The organism is Actinomadura rugatobispora, from assembly GCF_055379765.1.
Genome location: NZ_AP029191.1, coordinates 2,780,743 through 2,802,032, shown reverse-complemented (window position 1 = coordinate 2,802,032; position 21,290 = coordinate 2,780,743). Strand labels below are relative to the sequence as shown.

The following is a 21,290-nucleotide window of genomic DNA, read 5'->3' as shown; positions in this document are numbered from 1 at the left end:
TCAGCCGCGGCCCAGCGGCCCCGCGGCGGGGAACGAGCACGCGGCGGCGTCGAGCAGCCCGAGCTTCCCGTTCGCCCGCAGCAGCCGCCGGTTGCCGTACATCAGGCTCGCCGACCGCAGATCCCGGAACACCCGCTCCAGGACGAGGCCGCCGCCCGCCTGGTAGCCCAGTCCCAGGCCCGCGACCTCCATCAGCTCGTCGACGGCGGCGAAGGCGTGCTCGGACACGGCCACCTTCACGTTGTTGATCATGATCTGGAAGGACGGCCGGTCCCGCTCCGCGCCGTCGTGCAGCTCGTACTCGCGCAGCCCCGCGACCGCCATCGCCTCGGCGACGTCCAGATGGCGGCGGGCGACGGCGACCCGGTCGAGCACGTCGTCGTCGCGCCGCAGCCGGGGGCCGCCCGCGGCGGGGCGGCGCAGGTGGCCCACCACGTGCCGGACGGCCTCGCGGGCCGCCCCCGTCCAGGCCGCCGCCCAGCCCAGATGGCCGAGCGGCGCCATCGTCCTGGACGCCAGCCGCGCGAACCCGCCCGGCGGCTCGATCAGATGGTCGGCGGGGACCTCCGCGTCGATGGACATCGACACGTTGCACGTGCCGCGCATGCCCAGCATCGCCAGCGGCGCCACGACCTTGGGGGACGCGAGCGCGCGGGGGCAGTACACCAGCACCACGTCATCGGGGGCGGAGTCCTCGGACCGGCGCATGGTGACCAGGAACGCGTCCGCCCGCGCCCCGCCCGACACCACGGGCGCGTCCCGGTGGAAGCGCAGCATCCCGTCCCGGTCGTCCAGGGCGGCGGTGGCGGTCATCATGTGCCCGCCCTTGGCCGCCTCGGTGGTGATCGAGCCGAGCAGCGCCTGCTCGGCGGCGACGGCGCGCAGCACCCTCGACCGGAGCGGCTCGGCGGCGTACCCGTCGATCACCGCCACCTGCTGGCAGTGCATCACCCACAGCACCGCGAGCCCGAGGCACTGCCCGCCCAGCTCGCCCGCCACCTTCATGAACGCCGCGGTGCCCGCACCGGCGCCGCCGTACTCGGCCGGCACCGTGTACGACATCAGCCCGTGCTCGCGCAGCAGGCCGATGCCGAGGCCGTCGGGATCGCCCGTGGTGTCGATGAGCCCGGCCAGATCGGACAGCCGGCCGGTCAGCGCGGCGAGGTCGGGCCCGCCGGTCACGGCCGCGCGCCCTCGGCCGCGTGCGCCGACACCACGGCCCAGATCGTGTCGGCGGTGGCGAAGACCTCGTCGGTGAACGCCTCGTCGGGAAAGGTGAAGTCGAACGCCTCCTCCAGGTCCATCACCAGGTCGACGGCCCGCATCGAGTTGAGGCCGAGCGTGCGCAGGTTGACGTCCGGGGCGATCTGGTCGACCGTCTCCACCGCTCCGAGGTGGCCCAGCAGCACCCGCAGGAAGTCATCGTGCCTGTCCGTCATCGCATCTCCGCTCTGTCACCTCTGTCACCGGTGAGCCCGCCGTCCGGCCGGGCGGCCGGGAGTTCGCCGTACCGCAGGTCCAGGCGCAGCGCCGACCGCACGCCCCGGGCGTCCACGCTGACCTCCGCGGGCGCGGTCCGGCCGAGGAACGCCACCAGGCTCGCGGTGAGCCCGTAGGCGCCGACATTCGGGATGACCAGCAGGTCACCGGGCCGGACGCCGGGCAGCTCCGCCCGCTGGTTGAGCAGGTCCAGGGCGGTGCAGAGCGGTCCCGCCAGCACCGTGCGGGACGCCGCTCCCGAGCCGCCGGCGCCGTTCGCGCCGGGGGCGGGCAGCGCCTCGGCCATGATCGGCGGGACGCGGCGCAGGCCCTGCATGCCGCCGAGCGCGTTGATGCCGCCGTCGGCGATCACGAACCGGGTGCCCTGGCTGGTCTTCACGTCCTGGACGCGCACGACCAGCGCACCGCAGCCGCACACCAGATAGCGTCCCGACTCGAACGCCACGACCGGCGGAGGACCACCGAACCCGCCCAGCGCCTCGGTGATCCGGCCGGCCAGGCCCGGCCACGGCGGGCGGGTTCCCGGCCGGGCGTACGGATGACCGAACCCGCCGCCGAGGTCGATGATCTCCAGGCGCAGGCGGAGCGCCTCCTGCGCCTGCCGCACGGCGTCCAGGGCCACCTCGAACCAGGTCGCGAGCCGCTCGACGTCGTCGATGTTGGTGCCGGCGTAGACGTGGTAGCCGACCAGCTCCACCCCGTCGGCGCGGAACCGGTCCGGCTGCTCGCGCACCCACGCCACGTCCGCGCCGAACTGCGAGGGCGCGCCGCCCATCGCCAGTCCGGCGCCGCGCGGGTAGTCCGCCGGGTTGAGTCGCAGGATCGCCTTGGCCGCCGTCCCCGCGCGCCGTGCGCACCGGCCCAGCCTGGCCAGGTCGGTCGGGGAGTCGACCGAGAAGAGGCCGACACCGCGGGCGAGCGCGTGGTCCAGCTCGGTCTCGGTCTTGGCCGGTCCCGTGTACAGGCAGGCCGACGCGTCCGCGCCGGAGTCCAGCGCGGTGTCCAGCTCGCTGGGGCTGCACACCTCGGCACGGGCGCCGAGGTCCAGCAACTCCCGTACCAGGGGCGGGTGGGGGTTGGCCTTGAGGGAGTAGAAGAGGTGACTGCCGGTCGGCAGGGCCCCGGACAGGTCGGCGTACGCGGCACGCAGCTCGTCCAGGTCGTAGACGTAGAGCGGGGTGCCGTACTCGGCGGCCAGCCGTTCCAGCCGCTCCGGCCCCAGGGAGCTCACACCGGCCTCCCGGATCCGGCCAGGGCGCGCACGGCGGGCCCGTCCACCTTGCCGTTGCGGTTCAGCGGCAGCCGGTCGACCGGCACGATCAGGTCCGGCACCTTGTACCACTCCAGGTGCTTCTGCAGTTCGACCCGCACCTGCATGGCGGTCAGCTCCGTCACCACCGCCAGCACCGGCGGATCGTCGCCGCGGGCGGCGGCGCAGTACGCCTCCAGGACGCCCGGGACCTCCTCGGCCGCCATCGCCACCTCGGTCGCCGACACGCGGAACCCGTTGGACTTGTAGATGTCGTCGTCGCGGCCCTGGAAGTAGAGGTAGCCCTCGTCGTCCAGCCAGCACTGGTCGCCGGTGAACAGCGCCACCTCACCGTTGGGCCCCCAGGGCCGGAACCGCAGCGCCGTGCCCTCGGGGTCGCCCCAGTAGCCCTGGGTGACGTGGGGGCCGCGCACGACCAGCTCACCGACCTCGCCCGGCGCGAGCGGGCGACCCTCGGGGTCCACGATCACGCATTCGGTGTCGTCCAGGGGACGGCCGACCGAGCCGGGTTTGCGCGGTAGTTCCTCCGGCAGCAGGATCGAGATGCGCTTGCACTCGGTGAGCCCGAACATCAGGAAGACCTCGAGCCGCGGGTAGCGGTCCCGCAGGCGGCCCAGCAGGTCCGCCGACATCGCCGCGCCGGTGTTGGTGAGGACGCGCAGCGGCGGCAGGGCGCCGGGGGAGCGGCGCGACAGCCGGTCCAGGTTGTGCGCCAGCCCGGGGACCGACGGAAGCACGGTGATGCCGTGCCGGTCGAGGAAGTTCAGCAGCCCGGGTCCGGCGTCGGTCCCCTTGCCCCACACCAGCGGGCAGCCGGCGATCATGCTCAGCAGGATCTGGTAGACGCCGTAGTCGAAGGCCAGCGGCAGCACGCAGCCGATGACGTCGTCCTCGCGCAGCCGGAACCGCCGCGCGATCGCGTGCGCCGCGAAGACCATGTTCCGGTGGGTGCCCGCGACGCCCTTCGGTCGGCCGGTCGACCCGGAGGTGTAGAGCACGCTCACCAGGTCGCGGGAGATCGGGCCGGGCCGCCACGGCTCCGGGGGCGGTGCCGGACGGCCGAAGCACGGCGGCGCCGCCACGGGAAGCCCCAGCGACACCGCGGTCCGCCTGGCCGGGCTGTCACGTTCCGCCAGCACCAGGACGGGCTCGCAGTCGCGCATCACATGCCCGGCCGCGTACTCGGTGGTGTCGCCGTTCATGAGCACGTAGACGCCGCCGAGCCGGGCCACCCCGAACATCATCGCGATGGCGTCGACGAACTCGTCGATCACCACGACCACCCGGTCGCCGCGGCCGGCGCCGAGCCGCCGCAGCTCGGCCTCGGCGACCAGGGAGGCGTCCCTGAGCTCGGCGAAGCGGCACCGGCGTTCCCCGCTGACCAGCGCGAGCCGGTCCGGCCACCGGCCGGCGGCGCGGTCGAGCATGTCCGGGAGGGTGGCGACCTCGCGCCCTGGCGGGGTGAACGCGGTCATGGCGCGGCGCCTTCCCGCAGGGCCGGGGCCACCAGGACCTCGGCGATCCGGGCGGGCGTCTCGAACGACTCGGGAGTGATCAGCTCGTCGGGCAGGGGCCGTTCCAGCTCGGCCTCCAGCCCCTCCACGACGGCCGCGAGGGCCAGCGAGTCGAATCCGGGCACCTCGAACAGGGGCGTCTCGGCGGTCAGGTCGGCCTCGTCGCCGAGCACCGCCTGCAGCACCCGGTTCACCAGATCCACGGCCGGTGAGCGCGTGGGCGTCATCAGTGCGTACCTCCCAGGGCGGAACGAGCGATCTTTCCCGTCGAGGTCGTCGGCAGCTCCCGGTGGACGGTCACCGTGGCCGGGACCATGTAGGCGGGCACCTGCCCGGCCAGCCACCGGCGCAGCGCGGGCGGCGTCAGCGGCGCCGCCCCGTCCGGGCCCGTGGTGAGGCCCGTGGTGAGGCCCGTGTTGAGGCCCGCGTCCAGGACGACGTGCGCCTGCAGCACCGTCCCGAACTCGGCGTGGGGGATCGGGCGGACCACAGCCTGGACCACCTGCGGGTGCCTGAGCACGGCCGCCTCCACGTCGCCGAGCTCGACTCGGAACCCGCGCGTCTTGACCATCCCGTCGCGGCGCCCCTGGAACCGCAGGACGCCCGCGCCGTCCGCGCTCGCGAGGTCGCCGGTGCGGTAGTAGACGCGCTCGCCGCCGTCGGAGGCGAAGGGCACCAGGGCGCGGGACGTCCGCTCCGGATCGTTGAGGTAGCCCGGTGTCACCGAAGGGCCGGACACCAGCAGTTCGCCCTCGGCGTCGGCCGAACGGAGCACGCCGTCCTCCCCGAGCAGCCTTACCTCGGTGCCGGGGACGGCGGAGCCGATGGGCATCCTGTCGCCCTCCAGCAGGGCGGGGGTCACCCACTCCCAGGTGACGACGTTGGTCTCGACCGGGCCGTACAGGTTCGCGACCTGGGCGTCCTCGGGGAGCGCCGCCACCAGCGCGCGCAGCCGGGGCACGTGGAACTCCTCCCCGGCGTACAGGAGCCGCCGGAGCCGGGGGAGGCCGTCCTCGGCCAGACCGGACCGCTGCAGCAGCGAGTTGAGCGCGGACGGCACCGCGTAGAGCGCGGTGATCTCGCGCTCGCGCAGGAACCGGTACGCCGACGCGGGGAACATCACCGTGCGCTCGTCCATCAGATGCAGGCACCCGCCGGAGACGAGCGTGACGAACACGTCGTAGACCGGGAGGTCGAAGTGCAGCGGCGCGTGCTGGGCCACCTGGTCGCCCGGCCCGAGGGGGAAGGCGGCGGCGGCCCAGTCGACGAAGTAGCCGGCGTTCGCCCTGCTGATCATCACGCCCTTGGGGGTACCGGTCGACCCCGAGGTGTAGAGCACGTACGCCAGGTCGTTGCGGGCGATCTCCGCCGACCCGGCCGCGGCGCGGCGCGCCACCCGCAGATCGTCGCCGAGGAGCGTTGCCGGCAGGCCCGGCAGGCCGCCGAACTCCTCCTCCGGCCAGTCATCGGCGGCGCCGGCCGAGACGACCAGCAGCCGGGGGTCGGCGTCGGCGAGGATCTGCAGGCGGCGCCGCGGCGGCGCGCCGGGATCGATCGGCACGTAGGGGACCCCGGCGATCAGGCAGGCCAGCATCATCACGATCGCCCGGTGGCTCTTGCGGATGCTCAGCCCCACGCACTCGCCGGGGCCGACGGCCGCGGCGATGGCGTCCGCGGCGCCGGTGGCCAGCGCGAGGCACTCGCCGTAGGTCAGGCTCAGCCCGTCACCCCGGACGGCCTCGTCCCCCGGCCGGGCCTTGGCGGTCTCGACGAACCGGCGCGCGATGTCGAACCGGGGGTTCATCCGGGCCTCCCCGGCACGGCGAACCGGGCGACGAGCTCGGCGGCCAGCGCCGCCTCCGCCGCTGCCGCCGCCTCCACCAGGCCCGCGAGACTGTCGTTCGGCCGCCGCCCGGCGCGCATCCGCCGCAGCGCCAGATAGGCGAACCGGTTCACCTCCGCCCACCGGGGGACGATCTCGGCCCGGAACCGCGCGGCCACCTCGGCCGCCTCGGCCGCGCCGCCGCCGGGCTCCGCGGCGAGATCGTCGAGCCAGGTGGCGTAGAGGCCGCGGCGGCGCTCGATCGTCCAGCACGCCTCGCAGAACGCCTCGAAGTCGCCCACCTCGACGCCGGCATGGCAGTAGTGCTCGGCGAACGGCCGGTACGAGGCGAAGCCGTTCCCATCCGCGAGCGCGGCGATGTTCGCCTGGAACAGGGCGGTCCGGTCGATCGCCGCGGTCGGCGGCACCGGGCGCAGCGTGACGACCCGGGTCGCCGGATCCCCTTCCAGGACGGCCAGGAGGTCGCGGTCCACGACGGCCTCCAGCGGGCGCGCGTCGCCCCACTCGGTGCGGTTGTCGTAACCGTCGACCACCCGGAGCTCCTCGCCGGCGGCGGTGACGGCGAAGCTGTGCTCGACGTGCTTGCGGCCCGCGTACGGGCACCAGGGCAGCAGGTAGGCGTCGGTGACCACCATGGGCGACTCGCCGCGGTCCAGCGCCGTCCGGCAGGTCTCGGCCAGCCGTCCCGGGCCGGGACGCCCGGTGTGCGGCCGGAGCCCGGCGAGCGCGGCGCACCGGTCGTCGACGGGCTCGAAGTCCAGGCGGGGCGCCCCTTCCCCGCCGGGGTCGAAGGCGAACCACCACTGGGAGCCCAGGACGGAGCGGACGTCGCGGCGGCCGCGGGCCAGCAGGGACATCGCGAGCGTCACCTCCCAGCAGTCCAGGAGGCGGCTGTCCAGGCCCGACTCCGCGAGCAGGCCGGGGGATGGGGTCGGCGAGGATGTCATGGGCAGTCGCTCCGCTCCAGCCGGTCGAACCGCTCGCGGACCCAGTTCAGCATCCGGAGCAACTCGACGGATCCGGGCGCCGGGTCATGTCCGGGCGCGCTTTCCGGGGTCGCCTCCAAGGGCATGGCTCCGACCGAGGCCCAGCACAGCCGGCCGTCTTTCCCGAGGTACGTGCGGGCCCGGTTCTTATTGTCATGGTGCAGGCAGTAAGGGACGTCCAGAAAACCGCGGCGGAAGCCTTCGAGCAAAGCCGCGCCGAGATCGTCGGAAAGGGCGAGAACCGTCTCGATCAGCGTCCGGGCCTCCCGGTACACAGTGGAACGGTGCACATCGCCGTTCCGGAAAGCGGCGCCGGGGGAGGCGTCCTGAAAACGCGCCGCCGCGGCGTGCGCGTCCTTGAGCGCCGCGACGTTGTCCTCGACGCTCGGAATGCGGAAGGCTTCGGCCCGCGTCTTCAGGACCAGGCGTTCGGTGCCGGTGGCCACGGCCAGCCTGACGCTTTCCCTGAGGAGCGCCGCGGCGCCATGTCGCGTTCGCGGAAAAACCCCCATGTAGGTGTACAGGACCACGTGCCAGTCCAGGTCTCCGAGAAATTCCCCGGCGAGCGTCCGCAAGGCGGCCAGCGCCTCGGCGTCCTGTCCGGAATCGGTCTGCTGCGCGTAGCTGAGCGAGACGCTGCGCAGGCCGTGCTGGCGGAAGAAGAGGCATTCCAGGACGTCCAGCGCCACCAGGAGCGAGGGCGGGCAGAGCTGGCCCAGCATGCAGCCGCCGAAGCTCTCCAGATGGGCGTCCGGATGCCGGGCGAGCATCGCGCACGCCCGCGCCCAGTCCGCGACCGCCTCGGCCAGCGGCACCCGGCTGTAGGGCAGGCAGTAGGAGACCGGCCCGCCTTCGGTGGCGGTCAGGCCGCACTCCAGCGCCGCCGCCACGAGCGCCGACGGCAGGGCCGAGCCGTGCCGGACCTGCACCGGGAAATCGGCGCCCGCGATCCCGGCGAGCACCCGCTCCGTCACCTCCGGAGGGTGCGTGACCAGCGGGTATCCGTTCAGCTCGGTGCCGCCCGCCAGCGCGATCGCCGCCTGCTCGTGCGCCCCCACGCGGGTGAAGCTGTCCACGGTGATCGTGCCGACCGTGCGTGGTCCGGCGGCCCGCACCGCGGCCAGCCCGCGCCGCATCTCGGCGGGCGCGCCGAAGCCCATCCTCGGCTGGAGCACCAGTTCCCCGGCCCGGGACCGTTCCGCGACGAACGCGCCGAAACGCTGCCCGGCCGCCGTCGCCGCGGGCGGCCGTTCAGCGGGCATCCGCGACGCCCCGGACGGCCGGCGAATCCAGGAAGAGACCGAAATCCGGCAGCGCCGAATCGCCGGTGAAGACCGCCTCATAACCGAGCCGGGTGAGGCTCGCGACCACCTTCTCCTGGTCCATCCGCCCGGTGGTCAGCATTCCCCCGATGACGGCGGGCACGTCCGACTCCCGCCGGACACTGGCGATCAACTCGGCGCCCTCGGTATGGCCGTGCCCGTTGACCGAACTCACCACGAGGAGATCGGGGCGGAGCCCGCGGCACGCGTCGAGCACGAGGGGAATCGGCGTGCACGCCCCGAGATTCCGGACGGCGAATCCGGCCTCCTCCAGCACCAGTTGCAGGAACACCAGATTCCAGGTGTGCGAGTCGGAGGGCGTCGAGGTCACCAGCGCGATGCCGGGACGTAGGAGGGCAGGGAGGTCCGGATTCCGTGGGAGCTCGACCATGACGTTCCTTACGTGCGCACCGGATATCGGTCGGTCGGCACAATCCGATGCCGGTTGACACACCGGCACCATCTTTGTCTCGGTCCCAGTCATCATCGGCGCGCACAGGCTAACCCGGTGTCACCCGGCTTGGTCCAACACAGATCGGGTACATATCGACAACTGATATTTGTCAGCCGAGGTGAGAGCCGTGGACCTGGATCTGGCCATAGTCCGAGCCTTCGTCATCGCCGCCGATCACCTGCATTTCGGCCAGGCCGCAAAAGAGCTATCTCTCACCCAGCAGGCCCTGTCCGCCCGCATCTCGCGTTTGGAACGCTCTCTCGGCGTCCGGCTGTTCGACCGGAGCGCGCGGGGCGTCGACCTCACCGCCGCCGGGCGGCTGTTCCTGGCCTCGGCCAGGCACCTGCTCATCGCGGGCGACCGCGCGGTGGCGTCGGTCCATCTCGGCGACCGCCCGCTGCGCATGGGCGTCTGGGGAGACCTCTTCTTCCCCGGGCCGGCCATCCGCGCCCTCACCGGCGGGCAGCCGGACCTCCGCCTGGAGGTCGGCACGTCCCAGCACGCGCGGGCCGCGGTCGCGGCCCTGCGCCAGGACGAGCTCGACGTGGCCTTCGGACGCGTGGCCGAACGCGACGAGCTCTCCACCGGCGCCCTGAGCCGATGCCTCGTCCGCCTGGACGCCATGGGCGTGCTCGTGCACGCCGACCACCCGCTGGGCTCCCGGACGGCGGTGCGCCCGGTCGATCTGCGCGGCACCCGCCTGTGGTTCCCCGGACGGCTCCGCCCGACCGACTTCCTCCACCAGCTCATCGACCACTTCGGCCTGGTCGGCGAGTCCGACGGCGTCAACCTCGGCCCGTACCACCTGCTCCACCTGATCCCGGACGACCCGGGCCTCGCCGCGATCGTCCCCTGCCACGTGAAGCCGCTCGTCGGCCCCGCCCTGCGCCTGATCCCCCTCACCGACCCGACGCCGCTGTACGGCTCCTCCCTCGTGTGGCGCAAGGACGAGCCGCACCCCGACTTCGAACGCCTCCTCCAGCGCGCGGCCGCCGCCGGCCAGCGCCACGCATGGCTCCGCTACGACGAGCACCGCCACTGGCTCCCCGCCGAAGAACTGGCCGACGTCTCGTCCACAAAGAGCCGCACGACCTGCGCGACCTGACGGGCTACCCGGTTCCGCGAGCCGCGGTGGCCGCCCGGCGCAGGTGTTCGTGGCGGGTGGTCACGGGGGTGAGCAGGTCGCCGTGGGTGATGGCGTAGCGCTCGCCGTTGAGCAGCGCGTCGATGACGTTGCCCGCCGCCTCCTCGGGGGACACCACGGCCTGCACCATGGCCGGGTTGCTGGCGGCCATCGCCTCGAAGTCCTCCTGCTCGCCGATCGGACGGCGCAGGTGGTCCGGCTGGGCGGCGGCGCTGGTCTCCAGGTGCCGCGACGCCATCCCGGAGGGGAAGAGGACGCACACGGCGATGCCGTCGTCGCCCAGCTCCAGGCGCAGCGTCTCGGCCAGGCCCAGTACCGCGAACTTGCTGGCCTGGTAGGCGGCCATCCGCCCGGCCGGGTCGAGCACCGACGAGGACGCGGTGAAGGCCAGCCGCCCGGCCGGGGCCGCGCGCAGCGGCGGGACGAAGGCGCGGGCGACGCGGGCCGCGCCGACGACGTTCACGTCCAGCACCCACCGCCACTCCTCGTCGGTGAGCCGCTCCACCGCCCCGAAGAGCTGGACGCCCACGTTCGACACCACGAGGTCGGCGCGTCCGAAACGGTCGAGCACCGCGCCCGCCGCGGCCCGCACGCCGCCGTCGTCCGCGACGTCGGCGGTCAGGCCGACGGCGTCGACTCCGTGCGTTTCCCGCAGGGCCTCGGCTTCGGCCTCGGCGCGTTCGCCGTCCCGGTCGAGCAGCGCCACGCGCAGGCCGCGCTCGGCGCAGCGGGCCCCGAGCGCCAGCCCGAACCCGGACGCGCCGCCGGTGATGACCGCGACCTCCGTCATGTCGCGGCCGGTTCGGTGATGTCCATGCGGAGGCGGGTCAGCGTCGAGGTCTTGATCCGCCACGTGCCGCCGGACTTCTCGTAGGTCTCGTGGTAGTGGCCGTAGCCGGTCAGCTCCCGCCCCTCGGCCCACTGGACGTGGTCCTCCATCGCCCAGACGCCGGTGGCCGTGGACGGGGAGGTGACGGTGATCTCGGGCGTGTGGCAGTGGTGCACGGTCACCCGGTCGCCCAGGGTGTCGAGGAGGAAGGCCATGAAGGCGTCGGCGCCGGTGATCACGGTGCCGCCCGAGCCGGTCGTGTCGATCACGACGTCGTCGGTGAAGACCCGGCGCATGGCGTCCCAGTCCTTGGTGTCCATCGTGCGGCAGTAGCGGGCCTTGAGCTGCTTGATGGCCTCGATGTCGTCCACGGGGATCTCCTCGTCTCGCGATCAGGTGAAGGCGGGCAGGACCTCGCGCTCGAAGAGGCGCAGGCTCGACCACGCCAGTTCCATCGGGATCCCTCCGCACAGCGGATGGAACTGCACGTAGGGGGACGGGGACGCCTTCAACTCCTCCACGAGCTGGGCGGGCGTCAGGACCCGGTACTGGCCGGTCTCCCGCAGCCGGTCGGCGCCGGCGGTGGTGCGGTAGGGCCCGGCGAGGTCGTCCTGGTCCCGCCAGGCGCCGTAGGCGTTGGTCTCGTGGAGGAAGAAGGGCGCCAGCTCCGCCCAGCCCTTCTCGGGGTCCTCGGTGAGCGCCACGACCCGGTTCCTGCCGATCGGGCTGGGGCCGGGGTCGGGACGGCCGAGCTTCTGGACCTCGTCCCGGTAGAACTCCCAGATCTCGGGGAGCGAGGGGATGAAGCCGTCGGCGATGCGGGCGGCCCGCCGGGCGGCCGGCTCGCTGCTGCCGCCGAGCAGGACGGCCGGCCCGCCCGGCCGGTACGGCGGCGGCGTGACGCGCACCGTGCGGCCCCGGTACTCGAACGGCTCGCCGGTGAACGCGGCCTTCATCGTGGTGACCGCCTCGGTCACCCGGCGCGCCCGCTCCTTCATGGGGATGCCGAACATCGCGAACTCCTCGCGCACGTAACCGCCGCCGACGATCAGGTCGGCCCGCCCCCTGCTCAGGTTGTCGAGGACGGTCATCTCCTCGGCCAGCCGCAGCGGGTCGTGGAAGGGGGCGATCAGCGCGGCGATGATGAAGCGGACGTCGGTGGTGCGCGCCGCCATCGCCGCGAGCAGCTGGATCGGGCTGGGCAGGTAGCCGTCCGGCGAGCCGTGGTGCTCGGAGACGGCCACGCTCGAACATCCCAGCCGGTCGGCCCACTCGACCATGTCCAGGGCCGCCGCGTACCGGTCGGCCATGGACGTCCCGGCGAAGTCGGGGTTGCGGAAGTCGAAGCGGAGGCCGAACGGCACGGCGGGACGGTTCATCGGTCCGCGGGTTCCTCTCGTTTCAGCATGGCGGGGGACTGGAGAAGCGGGCCCGGGTCAGGGGCGGGGAACGTGGCGGGACGCCTGGGTGGGCAGGTCCGCGTAGGTGACGATGCCCGGCCGCGCGGCGACCACCGCCGGGATGGCGTTGACGACGGGCATGGCCGTGATGACCGACCCGATCGCGAGCATGTCCTCCAGGCTCATCGACGTGAAGTCCTGCGGCAGGACCTCCACCCGCACGTTGACCTGCGGATGGCCGCGCACCTCGATGAGGTAGGCCATCGCGATCTCCCACGCGGGGTCGAGCTCCTGGGTCACGGCCCAGCGCACGTGCGCCTCGGTGACGTCCACGCCGCCGGAGACGCCGAACCACCGGACGTCCAGTCCGGCGACGGTTCCGGCCTTGACCGTGCGCCCGGGGATGTCCAGGTCCTTGGTGGCGTGGGCGAAGCCGACCTCGCAGCGGACGTCGTCGATCGTCGCGTCGAGCAGTTCGGCGAGGGCCTCGACGGCGTCGCCGAACGGCGCCGTCGCCTTCCGGACGTCGTCGGCGTGCCCGGGGTCCCCGGCCGGACGGCCCCAGCCCAGCTCGTCCTGGTTCGCGTCGCCCGCCCACATGCCGATGTCGAACGACTCCAGGACCCGGACGTAGTTCACCTCGCGGCAGACCCCGGACGCGACCGCGGCCAGCTGGTCGGCGTAACCGGGGTTGACGCCGCTGCCGAACAGGCTGGCGTTCCCCGCGCGGGCGGCCTCCTCCAGGGCCGCGCGGGCCTCCTCGCCGTACGCGCGCCCGGTGAGGAACGACGCGGTCGTGAGGACGTTGACGCCCGCGCGCAGCAGGCGGGTCAGCTGCTCCACGTCGGGATGCAGCGGCATGTGCAGGACGCAGTCCGGCGCCAGCGCGATGATCGCGTCGATGTCGTCGGTGGCGAGGATGCCGAGGAGGCGGCCGAGGCCGGCGAGCTCGCCGACGTCCCGGCCCGCCTTCTCCTTGCTGTAGGCGTACACCCCGACGAGTTCCAGGTCGGGGCGCTCCACGATGGCCGCGATCGACTGGCGTGCGACGTTGCCCGTCGTCCACTGGACCACGCGTAGGGGGCGGTCGGACGTGCGTTCCACTGTGCCTCCCTGGACAAGGGGGATCGTGCGAAGCGTCCGCCGTTCACCGGCGTCGCCCGAGCCTAAGCGGAGAATTTGACCACGGTCAACATTTGCGCGGCCGCCATTCCACGCGGTTCCGGCGGGCCGGGAGAAGGCACTTGCTGACCATGGTCAGCGCCCCGGCGTGAAAGAGGTGTGCCGGAAGTGGACGAGTGTGCCGTCCCGCCGCATCCCGCCTGGTATGACGTTGTGCGGGAGAGGAGGCGCCATGACCGGATCGATCGACGCGGCGGAGTCGTCCATCACGGCCCGGGCCGGGATCGCCGTCGCGCGCGTCGGCGTGGGGCTCATGTGGATCCAGAACTCCGGGTGGAAGACCCCGCCGGATTTCGGTGAGGACCGCGACGACGGCCTGTACGCGCAGACGCGCCTGGCCGTCGAGCACGAGGTGCTCGCGCCCTGGGCGTGGCTCGTCGAGCACGTCGTCCTGCCGAACTTCACGTTCTTCGCCTGGGCGACGATGCTTCTGGAGGCTTCACTGGGGGCGTTCCTCCTGGTGGGGCTGGCCACCAGGTTCTGGGCGGTGGTCGGGATCGGCCAGTCCGTGGTGATCACGCTGTCGGTGCTGAACGCGCCCGGCGAGTGGCACTGGTCGCGCTTCCTCATGGTGCTCGTCCACGTGCTGCTGTTCGCCGTGGCGGCGGGCCGGTACCACGGCCTCGACGCGCTGTGGCGCCCGCTGTGGCGGCGATCGCCCGGACGGGCCGGCCGGCTGCTGCTGAGGGCGTCATGAGGGCCGCCGACCGCGCCGTTGTGGCGCTCGGCGCGACCTCGCTGGCCAGCGTCCTGTTCGCCTTCACCGACGGGTATCCGTGGGAGATGGCGGCGATGCCGGGCCGGGCCGTGGTGGTCGCGGTGGTGCTGGGACTGGCGGCCTGCGCGGCGGTCGCGGTGCGCACCTCGATTCCGGTGCTCGTCGTGGGCGCGGCCTTCCTGGTCGCCGCCGTGGTGGTCGTGGTGGAGCAGACCCTCGGCGAGACGTGGATCGAGGGCACCGGGGCCACGTTCTCCCTGTGGCTCGGCCTGGGCGCGGGACTGGTGGCGGCGGGGCTCGCCCGCCGCCTGGAGTGAGGGCGCCCGCCGCTCAGCGGTCCGAGAGGAGGACCGGGCCGCCGATGTTGACCGTGCCCAGCGTCCAGAGAGCGCCGGAGACGGGATCGACGGTCAGGGCGTCCACGTGGACGTTGCTCCGGTTCGGGACGGCCGGGGTCGGCACGCGTTCCCAGGCGCCGCCCCGGTAGCGGATCAGGCCGGGCGCGGCGGGCTGGTCGCCGGCGTGGCCGTTGGCCCACAGCGTCCCGTCCGGCGCGCGCACGATGCTGCCGAGCGAGTTGAGCCCGGCGGGCACGGGGACGCTCTCCCAGGCGGTGCCGTCCCAGTGCAGCAGGATCGGCCTGCCCCCGCCGTCGCTCCAGTTGACGCCGACGGCCCACGCCTCGCCGGACGGCAGCGGCAGCACGTCGGTGATCGTCCCGAAGCGTCCTGGCTGGTGCAGCGTGGATCTCGTCCAGGACGTGCCGTCCCAGTGCGCCGCCTCGAGGGTGTCGGAGTAGTCGGAGACCTCGCCGAACAGCCAGATGTCGTCGGCCGACCGCACGCGCAGCGTGTGCTGCCACCGCAGTTCCGGGAGCGCGGTGAGGTGCGCCCAGGTCCCGTCCGTCCAGCGGTAGAGGTCGGTGGCCGTCGACAGCCAGACGCCGGACGCGTCGGCCTGCACATGCGCGGCGGTCGTCCCCGGGGGCAGCGCCACCTGCGTGAACGCCGAGCCGGTGAAGCGCGCCACGTAGGGCTGGTGCGAGTTTTCGGTGACGTGCTTGGTCCCGGAGATCCACACGTCCTCGGGAGCGACGGCGTCGACGCCGATGATCGTGGCGTGGCTGGGAAGCCCGCCGAGGGGGTACTCGACCCAGCCGCCGTCCTTCCAGCGCCGCACGACGGGGTTGCCGGGGATCGTCCGCCCGGTGCCGGGAATGGGGCCGGGCACGACCAGTTCGCCCTGGGTGCCGGCGATCCAGACGCTGTCGGGGGACGCCGCCGACACGTCGTAGAGGTAGTTGTTCGGCCAGAAGAAGGGCAGCGACACCCGTCTGAGGTCGCCGGGCGTGCCGAGCAGGGCGGTGCGCGCCGCGACGGCGGGCGGCGCGGCCGGTGACGCGGCCGCGGGGGAGACGAGCCCGGCGGCGGCGAGGACGCCGGCGGCCAGCGCGCCGGAGAGCGTGAGTCGGAGCATAGGCGCCAGTATTCACTGGCATGGTCGGGGGTTCTTGTCACCTCCCGCACAAGAACCCCCGACCGGCCTCCGCTCAGCGCAGGCGGGCCTCGATGGCCTCGATGATCCGCGGGCGCAGCTCCGCGGCGCGGATGACGGCGTCGACGGAGCCGACCTCGACCGCGCGCCGGATGCTGTGCACCCGGTCGAACTCGGCCGCCACCTCGCCCAGCTTCTCCGCCCGGACCGACGAGCGGAGCTCGTCCAGCTCCGCCGTCAGCGCGGCGCGGTCGGCACCCGAGGCGGGCGTGACCCGGGCCTCCAGCTCCCGCACCCGCGGGTCGGCCGCGGTACGGGCGTTGACGTCGCCGGAGAACACCGCCGCGGCGGCGGGAGCGCCGCCCAGCACCGACGCGAACGAGCCCTCCAGCGCCAGCACCGTCATGTTCGGGTTCAGCGCCTTGGAGAACACCACGAACGCGCCCCCGTGATACCGCGAGATCACGCAGAACACGATGGGCCCGCGGAAGTTCACGATCGCCCGGCCGATCTCCGCGCCGTACTCCAGCTGCAGCTTGCGCATCGACTCCGGCGAGCCGTCGAAGCCCGACAGGTTCGCCAGCACCACCAGCGGCCGGTTGCCGCTGGCCGCGTTGATCGCCCGCGCCGCCTTCTTCGACGACCGCGGGAACAGCGTGCCCGCGGTGTAGGCGTCCGGGCCGTCGGTCGGCGGGTAGCCGCGCCGCGGCACCGACCGCGACTCGATGCCGAGCAGGCACACCGGCAGGCCGCCCAGATGCACGTCCTGCACCACCGCGGTCTCCGCGTCGGCCATGCCCGCCCAGCGCTCCAGCACTGGGTGGTCCTGGTCGGACAGCGCCCGCATCACGGTCCGGATGTCGAACGGCTTCTTGCGGTCCGGGTTGGCCTCCGCGGAGAAGATCTCGCCGACGGTGGCGAAGTCGCTGCCCTCCACGGCGTGCGGGAAGCCGGAGATGTCGCGGTCGACCGGGTCGGACGTCGCCGCGCGGCGCGGCGCGTCCTCGCCGGGCGCGACGTAGGTGTGGTCGTAGTGCGCCATCAGGACGTTCCGCGCGGCGGCCAGGTTCGGCGCCCAGTACTGCGCCTGCCCGTTCGGGCCCATCACCCGGTCGTAGCCGCCGATGCCGAAGTTGTCCTCGGCCGACACCCCGCCGGAGAAGTCGAGCGCCTGCTTGCCGGTGAGCACCATCGCCGAGTCCGGCGTCATCACCAGGACGCCCTTGGTGTGCATGAGCATCGTCGCCTCGGCGTTCCAGTACGGCTGCGCGCCGACGGTGATGCCCGCGACCACGATGTTGATCTCGCCGCCGTCCTGGGTGAACTCGACGATCCGCTTGAGCGCCGCGGCCACCCAGTCCATGTTCTCGGTGCCCGACTCCATGGAGATCCGCGCGCCGGAGGACAGCGCGTACCACTCCACCGGCACCCGCATCCGCTCGGCCAGGTCCAGCGCGGCGATCACGCGGCGGCACTCCGGCTCCGACAGCGCGCCGAGCGACTTGGTCGGGTCGCCCAGCAGCACGACCCGGGTGACGCCCTGCGGGTGCCGCCGGGTCGGCGTGCTGACCACGCCCGCGACCATCGCCGCCTTGTTGCGGCCCTTCGGCCGGTCGACCGGCACCAGCGCGTGCCCGCCGTCCAGATCGTGCTCGACGAAGTCGCCGAGCAGGGCGGTCAGCTCGTACGGGTACACGGTGTTGCGGCTGCTCGCCCGCAGCACCTTCAGGCGGTAGTCGTCCACCGGCTCGACCGGCTCGTCCGACGGCTCCCCGATGTCCAGCGCGGCGCCGCCGGCGGCGTCGAAGGAGAGCCGGACGGCGACCTTGGCCGGCTCGCCGGTCGTCCGGTCGCGCTGCCGCGCGATGAACAGGATCTCCTCCAGCCCGGCGCCCGCGGTCGTCGGCAGCATCCGCTCGACCAGCACCTCCAGCTCCGCGCGGGTGATCTGGCTGGTCGGCCAGACGTAGACGACGATCCGGTTGGTGTTGAAGCGCTTCTTGGACGGCCGCAGCGACTGCGCGCGGCGGATCGAGTCCAGGCAGGCGGCCACGGTGTACTCGGCCGTCGGCAGCGCCGCCAGCCTGCCCTCGTTGTCGCGCAGCTCGGTCAGGTCCCGCACCTGCGCGAACGCGACGAGGCGGTCGTCGGACGGGTTCTCCCGCGCCGCGCACTGGAAGAGGTAGACCTCCTCGTCCGACGACGGCAGCCGGGTGAGGTCGAACGCGCTCAGCCGCTCCATCTGCATCCGCTGCGCGATGTGCGGGTGCAGGCCGCGGATCAGCCGGTCCTCGGCCATCCCGGTGCCGGCCGTGCGGAAGGTGAAGTGGTGGTGCATCACCCCGCCGCCGCTGCCCGCGACGGTGGCGGTCACCCTGCGGACCTGGGCGGGCAGCGGGTGCGCGTCGACGACCTCCTGCAGCGCGTCCGCCATCGCGTCGAAGTCCTCGGGCTGGTTCTCCCAGGCGAGGTAGATGTCGGCGTCGAGGGCGTCCTCGTCCTTGGCCAGCTCCGCGAGCCCGCGCAGCGCCCCGCCGAGCTCCTCGAAGCCGACCGCGGAGGAGACCAGGCACGAGCCCGCGCGCTCGGCGACCACGAACCTGCAGCCGGCGACCTCGCTGGTGCGGACGCCGGTCAGCCCCTTGTTGCCGTAGTACCGCCGGGTCAGGACCTCCAGCATGACCGAGTTGTCCCGGTCGTCGCGGCCGAGCCGCCGGCCGAGCAGCCGCACCAGCGGCTCGGTGCTGCGCACCATCTCGGCGATGCGCTCGGCGCGGTCCGGCGAGTCCGGGTGCGCGTCCAGATGGCGCAGGTGCCGGCGGACGTCGGCGTAGACGCGGGCGCGGTTGCGGCGCAGCAGCGGCTGGGCGAACCAGGCGAACACCATGCCCGCGGCGAGGTCGTATACCACGGGGAACCGCACCTGCGAGGCGGCCACCAGCCGCTCCAGCGCCAGCCCGACCGGCTCGCGCAGCGCCTGGCGCGGCGCCGGCTCCCGCAGCCACGCGCGCAGCAGCGTCGCGATGACCGTGGCGTCGGCGGACGCCCGCTGCTGGGCGAGGAAGATCCGGAACACCGCGGCCTCGAGCTCGGGGGTGCGTTCCAGATCCGTGACGCCGTAGTGCCCGAGCGCCTTGGCCAGCTTGGCCTGGAACGCCTCCGGCAGCCCGGCCCGCTCGACGTCCAGGCTCTGCAGGTAGGTGTGGAAGTACTCGCGGGCGCTGTGCACGTGGCCCTCGCCGCCGTCCCCGCCGTCGCCGCCCGCCGGGCGGTCGCGGCCCAGCTCGGCGAGGTCGGTGAACACCTCGAGGAGGCCGAGCTCCTCGGCCACCGTCCGGTGACCGTCCTCGGCGGCCGCCCGGCGCGCGGCGAGGTAGTCGTCCAGCACTCGGCGCTCGTCGTGCGGGTCGACGTCGTAGCCCAGCAGCAGGCTGCGCAGGTTCTCCAGGCCGCGCGTGGTGCGCACCCGCGCCGGGACCCCGGCGGGCGCGGCGGGCAGGTCCAGCTCGGCCGACTCGGCGGCCGCGGAGTCCTCGCCCGCGGCGTCGTCGTCGGCGAGCGGCTCCAGCCGCAGCAGCGGCGCGCCGGTCTCCACCTGGCTGCCCACCGACACGGCGCATTCCTTCAGCCGCGCCCTGAACGGCGCCCGCAGCACCGTCTCCATCTTCATGCTCTCCAGCACCAGCACCGGAGCGCCCGCCTCGACCTCGTCGCCGGCCTGCAGCGGCGTGGCGACGACCAGCGCCGGCGCGGGCGAGCGGACGACGCCGCCCTCGTCGCGGCTGACCCGGTGCGCCACGCCGTCCACCTCGACCAGGTGGGTCGGCCCGTGCGTGCCGGTGAGCAGCCGGTACCGGGTGCCGTTGACGACGATCTGCCCGGTGTGCCGGTCGAAGCGGTCGAGCTCGACATCGGCGGTGCGGACGTCCTCGCCCGCCTCGACGACCACGCGGAACCGGTGCGCGCCGACCCGGGCGACGCGCACCCGGTAGGCGGCGCCGCGCAGCTTGAGGTCCAGCGGCCGGCCGCTCTCGTGCCGCACCTGCGGGCGCCCGCCGAACGCCGTCGCCAGCAGCCGCTGCCGCTCGGCGCGCTCCTCCTCCTCGTACGCCTCGATCGCGGCGGCCGCCAGCGCGACGCCGGAGTGCCGGTGCGCGACGAGCCGTCCCCCCGGGCCCTCGCCGCGGACGCGGTCGATCCACCCGGTGTCGGCGGAGGCGTCGATCACCTCGGGCTGGTCGAGCAGGTCGAGCACGAAGCTCTTGTTCGTCGCGCCGCCCTCGATGATCACCGTGGTCTGCGCCAGCGCCCGGCGCAGCCGGCCCAGCGCCTCGTCCCGGTCCCGGCCATGGGCGATGATCTTCGCGATCATCGAGTCGAAGTCGGCGGGGATGGTGTCGCCCTCGCGGACGCCGGTGTCCACCCGGACGCCCGGCCCGGCGGGCAGGTCCAGCCGGGCGATGCGGCCGGGCGCGGGCGCGAAGTCGCGGTCGGGGTCCTCGGCGTTCAGCCGCGCCTCGATCGCGTGCCCCCGCTCCACCGGCGGCTCACCTTCCAGCCGCCCACCGGACGCCACCATCAGCTGCGCCTTGACCAGGTCGAACCCGGTGGTGGACTCGGTGATCGGGTGCTCGACCTGCAGCCGGGTGTTGACCTCCAGGAACGCGAACAGCTTGTCGGCCGGGTGGTACAGGAACTCGACGGTCGCGGCGCCGCGGTACCCGACCGCCACGGCCAGCCGCTCGGCCGACGCCTTCAGCTCGGCCGCCTGCACCGGGCTCAGCACCGGCGACGCCGACTCCTCGATGATCTTCTGGTTGCGGCGCTGCACCGAGCAGTCGCGGACGCCGAGCGCCCACGCCGTCCCCTGCCCGTCGGCGATCACCTGCACCTCGACGTGCCGGGCCCCGGTGACCAGGCGCTCCAGGAACACCACGCCGCTGCCGAACGCCCGCGCGGCCTCCTGGCTGGTGCGCTCGTAGGCGTCGGCCAGCTCGGCCCCGTTGTTGATCACGCGGATGCCGCGCCCGCCGCCGCCCGCGGTCGCCTTCAGCATCAGCGGATAGCCGATCGACTCCGCCGCCTCCAGGGCGGCCTCCAGGCTCTCCACCGCGCCGCGGCTCCACGGCGCGACCGGCACCCCGACCTCCTCGGCGATCAGCTTCGCGCCGATCTTGTCGCCGAGCTTGCGCATCGCGTCCGGGCTCGGCCCGACGAAGGCGACCCCGACCTTCGCGCACAGCTCCGCGAACGCCGGGTCCTCCGCGACGAACCCCCAGCCGACCCACGCGGCGTCCGCCCGGGTCTCCACCAGCGCGCGCTCCAGCACCTCCAGGTCGAGGTAGGGGCGCGCGGACGCGGGACCGAGGTCGTAGGACCGGTCCGCCTCCCGGACGAAGGCGGCCGTACGGTCGACGTCGGTGTACAGGGCGACCGTCTCGATCCGAGCCCCGGTCTCCGCGGCGATGTCCCGCACGGCGTGGATGAGCCGCATGGCGGCCTCACCGCGGTTGACGATGGCGACACGACTGAACACCCGACCGAGCCCTCCTGTAGACCACGATGTGCGCGCCGCGACACGGCGGCATCCCGGCAGTGTTCACCCTTCCGTCTACCGGGCGGCAGCGCCATGCC

At 73.6% G+C, this 21,290-nt stretch carries 18 protein-coding genes; 3 read left to right on the top strand and 15 right to left on the bottom strand.

From position 1 onward, the window contains the following. From ACZ466_RS11550 to ACZ466_RS11510, 9 genes are read right to left on the bottom strand one after another with little or no spacing between them, the layout of a single operon-like run. A complete protein-coding gene (locus ACZ466_RS11550; protein ID WP_378279648.1) occupies positions 1–1,182 on the bottom strand; it encodes an acyl-CoA dehydrogenase family protein in 1,182 nt (393 codons plus the stop codon). Beyond that, complete coding sequence (locus ACZ466_RS11545) at positions 1,179–1,439, bottom strand: phosphopantetheine-binding protein (protein ID WP_378279646.1); 261 nt, start codon at positions 1,437–1,439, stop codon at positions 1,179–1,181. The genes ACZ466_RS11550 and ACZ466_RS11545 overlap by 4 nt, the downstream gene beginning before the upstream one ends. Beyond that, positions 1,436–2,731, bottom strand: a complete 1,296-nt coding sequence (locus ACZ466_RS11540; RefSeq protein ID WP_378279644.1) for a type III PLP-dependent enzyme domain-containing protein — start codon at positions 2,729–2,731, stop codon at positions 1,436–1,438. Before ACZ466_RS11540 ends, ACZ466_RS11545 begins: the two co-directional genes overlap by 4 nt. Next, positions 2,728–4,245, bottom strand: a complete 1,518-nt coding sequence (locus tag ACZ466_RS11535) for a class I adenylate-forming enzyme family protein (RefSeq protein WP_378279642.1) — start codon at positions 4,243–4,245, stop codon at positions 2,728–2,730. The genes ACZ466_RS11540 and ACZ466_RS11535 overlap by 4 nt, the downstream gene beginning before the upstream one ends. Continuing rightward, complete coding sequence (locus ACZ466_RS11530) at positions 4,242–4,511, bottom strand: acyl carrier protein (RefSeq protein WP_378279640.1); 270 nt, start codon at positions 4,509–4,511, stop codon at positions 4,242–4,244. The genes ACZ466_RS11535 and ACZ466_RS11530 overlap by 4 nt, the downstream gene beginning before the upstream one ends. Beyond that, positions 4,511–6,088, bottom strand: coding sequence for an amino acid adenylation domain-containing protein (locus ACZ466_RS11525; protein WP_378279638.1), 1,578 nt, complete (start codon positions 6,086–6,088; stop codon positions 4,511–4,513). Before ACZ466_RS11525 ends, ACZ466_RS11530 begins: the two co-directional genes overlap by 1 nt. After that, positions 6,085–7,074, bottom strand: coding sequence for a hypothetical protein (locus tag ACZ466_RS11520; RefSeq protein ID WP_378279636.1), 990 nt, complete (start codon positions 7,072–7,074; stop codon positions 6,085–6,087). The genes ACZ466_RS11525 and ACZ466_RS11520 overlap by 4 nt, the downstream gene beginning before the upstream one ends. After that, positions 7,071–8,375: a methylaspartate mutase gene (locus ACZ466_RS11515; protein WP_378279634.1), complete on the bottom strand. Its 1,305-nt coding sequence runs from the start codon at positions 8,373–8,375 to the stop codon at positions 7,071–7,073. Before ACZ466_RS11515 ends, ACZ466_RS11520 begins: the two co-directional genes overlap by 4 nt. Further along, positions 8,365–8,826 carry a cobalamin B12-binding domain-containing protein gene (locus tag ACZ466_RS11510; protein WP_378279632.1) on the bottom strand — a complete coding sequence of 154 codons (462 nt, stop codon included), beginning with the start codon at positions 8,824–8,826 and terminating at the stop codon, positions 8,365–8,367. Before ACZ466_RS11510 ends, ACZ466_RS11515 begins: the two co-directional genes overlap by 11 nt. Before the next feature lie 190 nt (positions 8,827–9,016). On the opposite strand from ACZ466_RS11510, the gene ACZ466_RS11505 reads away from it, so the two are divergent. After that, positions 9,017–9,994: a LysR family transcriptional regulator gene (locus ACZ466_RS11505; protein WP_378279630.1), complete on the top strand. Its 978-nt coding sequence runs from the start codon at positions 9,017–9,019 to the stop codon at positions 9,992–9,994. A gap of 4 nt (positions 9,995–9,998) precedes the next feature. Here ACZ466_RS11505 and ACZ466_RS11500 read toward each other — a convergent pair whose 3' ends face one another. The 4 genes from ACZ466_RS11500 to ACZ466_RS11485 are packed head-to-tail and all read right to left on the bottom strand — an operon-like array spanning position 9,999 to position 13,366. Further along, complete coding sequence (locus ACZ466_RS11500; protein WP_378279629.1) at positions 9,999–10,823, bottom strand: SDR family oxidoreductase; 825 nt, start codon at positions 10,821–10,823, stop codon at positions 9,999–10,001. Beyond that, positions 10,820–11,233 carry a nuclear transport factor 2 family protein gene (locus ACZ466_RS11495; protein WP_378279627.1) on the bottom strand — a complete coding sequence of 138 codons (414 nt, stop codon included), beginning with the start codon at positions 11,231–11,233 and terminating at the stop codon, positions 10,820–10,822. Before ACZ466_RS11495 ends, ACZ466_RS11500 begins: the two co-directional genes overlap by 4 nt. Before the next feature lie 21 nt (positions 11,234–11,254). Next, entirely contained in the window at positions 11,255–12,241 is a 987-nt protein-coding gene (locus ACZ466_RS11490; RefSeq protein WP_378279625.1) for an LLM class flavin-dependent oxidoreductase, read from the bottom strand. A gap of 57 nt (positions 12,242–12,298) precedes the next feature. Further along, the gene (locus ACZ466_RS11485) at positions 12,299–13,366 is read right to left on the bottom strand and encodes an NAD(P)H-dependent amine dehydrogenase family protein (protein ID WP_378279623.1); all 1,068 of its coding nucleotides are present in this window, start codon (positions 13,364–13,366) and stop codon (positions 12,299–12,301) included. 250 nt (positions 13,367–13,616) lie between these two features. Between ACZ466_RS11485 and ACZ466_RS11480 the strand changes: the two genes are divergently transcribed. Together ACZ466_RS11480 and ACZ466_RS11475 are read left to right on the top strand one after the other, a co-directional pair. Next, a complete protein-coding gene (locus tag ACZ466_RS11480; protein WP_378279621.1) occupies positions 13,617–14,141 on the top strand; it encodes a DoxX family protein in 525 nt (174 codons plus the stop codon). Next, on the top strand, positions 14,138–14,479 hold the full coding sequence (locus tag ACZ466_RS11475) for an Rv1678 family membrane protein (RefSeq protein ID WP_378279619.1): 342 nt from the start codon (positions 14,138–14,140) through the stop codon (positions 14,477–14,479). The genes ACZ466_RS11480 and ACZ466_RS11475 overlap by 4 nt, the downstream gene beginning before the upstream one ends. Positions 14,480–14,492: 13 nt before the next feature. Here ACZ466_RS11475 and ACZ466_RS11470 read toward each other — a convergent pair whose 3' ends face one another. Together ACZ466_RS11470 and ACZ466_RS11465 are read right to left on the bottom strand one after the other, a co-directional pair. After that, entirely contained in the window at positions 14,493–15,638 is a 1,146-nt protein-coding gene (locus ACZ466_RS11470; protein ID WP_378279617.1) for a hypothetical protein, read from the bottom strand. 73 nt (positions 15,639–15,711) lie between these two features. Then, a complete protein-coding gene (locus tag ACZ466_RS11465; protein ID WP_378279615.1) occupies positions 15,712–21,192 on the bottom strand; it encodes an ATP-binding protein in 5,481 nt (1,826 codons plus the stop codon). Between the last annotated feature and the right edge of the window lie 98 nt (positions 21,193–21,290).

Coding starts and splice junctions, on each gene's coding strand:
- ACZ466_RS11545 (WP_378279646.1), bottom strand. CDS start 1,439: ATGACGGACAGGCACGATGACTTCCTGCGGGTGCTGCTGGGCCACCTC.
- ACZ466_RS11535 (WP_378279642.1), bottom strand. CDS start 4,245: ATGACCGCGTTCACCCCGCCAGGGCGCGAGGTCGCCACCCTCCCGGAC.
- ACZ466_RS11530 (WP_378279640.1), bottom strand. CDS start 4,511: ATGACGCCCACGCGCTCACCGGCCGTGGATCTGGTGAACCGGGTGCTG.
- ACZ466_RS11525 (WP_378279638.1), bottom strand. CDS start 6,088: ATGAACCCCCGGTTCGACATCGCGCGCCGGTTCGTCGAGACCGCCAAG.
- ACZ466_RS11520 (WP_378279636.1), bottom strand. CDS start 7,074: ATGACATCCTCGCCGACCCCATCCCCCGGCCTGCTCGCGGAGTCGGGC.
- ACZ466_RS11515 (WP_378279634.1), bottom strand. CDS start 8,375: ATGCCCGCTGAACGGCCGCCCGCGGCGACGGCGGCCGGGCAGCGTTTC.
- ACZ466_RS11510 (WP_378279632.1), bottom strand. CDS start 8,826: ATGGTCGAGCTCCCACGGAATCCGGACCTCCCTGCCCTCCTACGTCCC.
- ACZ466_RS11500 (WP_378279629.1), bottom strand. CDS start 10,823: ATGACGGAGGTCGCGGTCATCACCGGCGGCGCGTCCGGGTTCGGGCTG.
- ACZ466_RS11490 (WP_378279625.1), bottom strand. CDS start 12,241: ATGAACCGTCCCGCCGTGCCGTTCGGCCTCCGCTTCGACTTCCGCAAC.
- ACZ466_RS11480 (WP_378279621.1), top strand. CDS start 13,617: ATGACCGGATCGATCGACGCGGCGGAGTCGTCCATCACGGCCCGGGCC.
- ACZ466_RS11475 (WP_378279619.1), top strand. CDS start 14,138: ATGAGGGCCGCCGACCGCGCCGTTGTGGCGCTCGGCGCGACCTCGCTG.
- ACZ466_RS11470 (WP_378279617.1), bottom strand. CDS start 15,638: ATGCTCCGACTCACGCTCTCCGGCGCGCTGGCCGCCGGCGTCCTCGCC.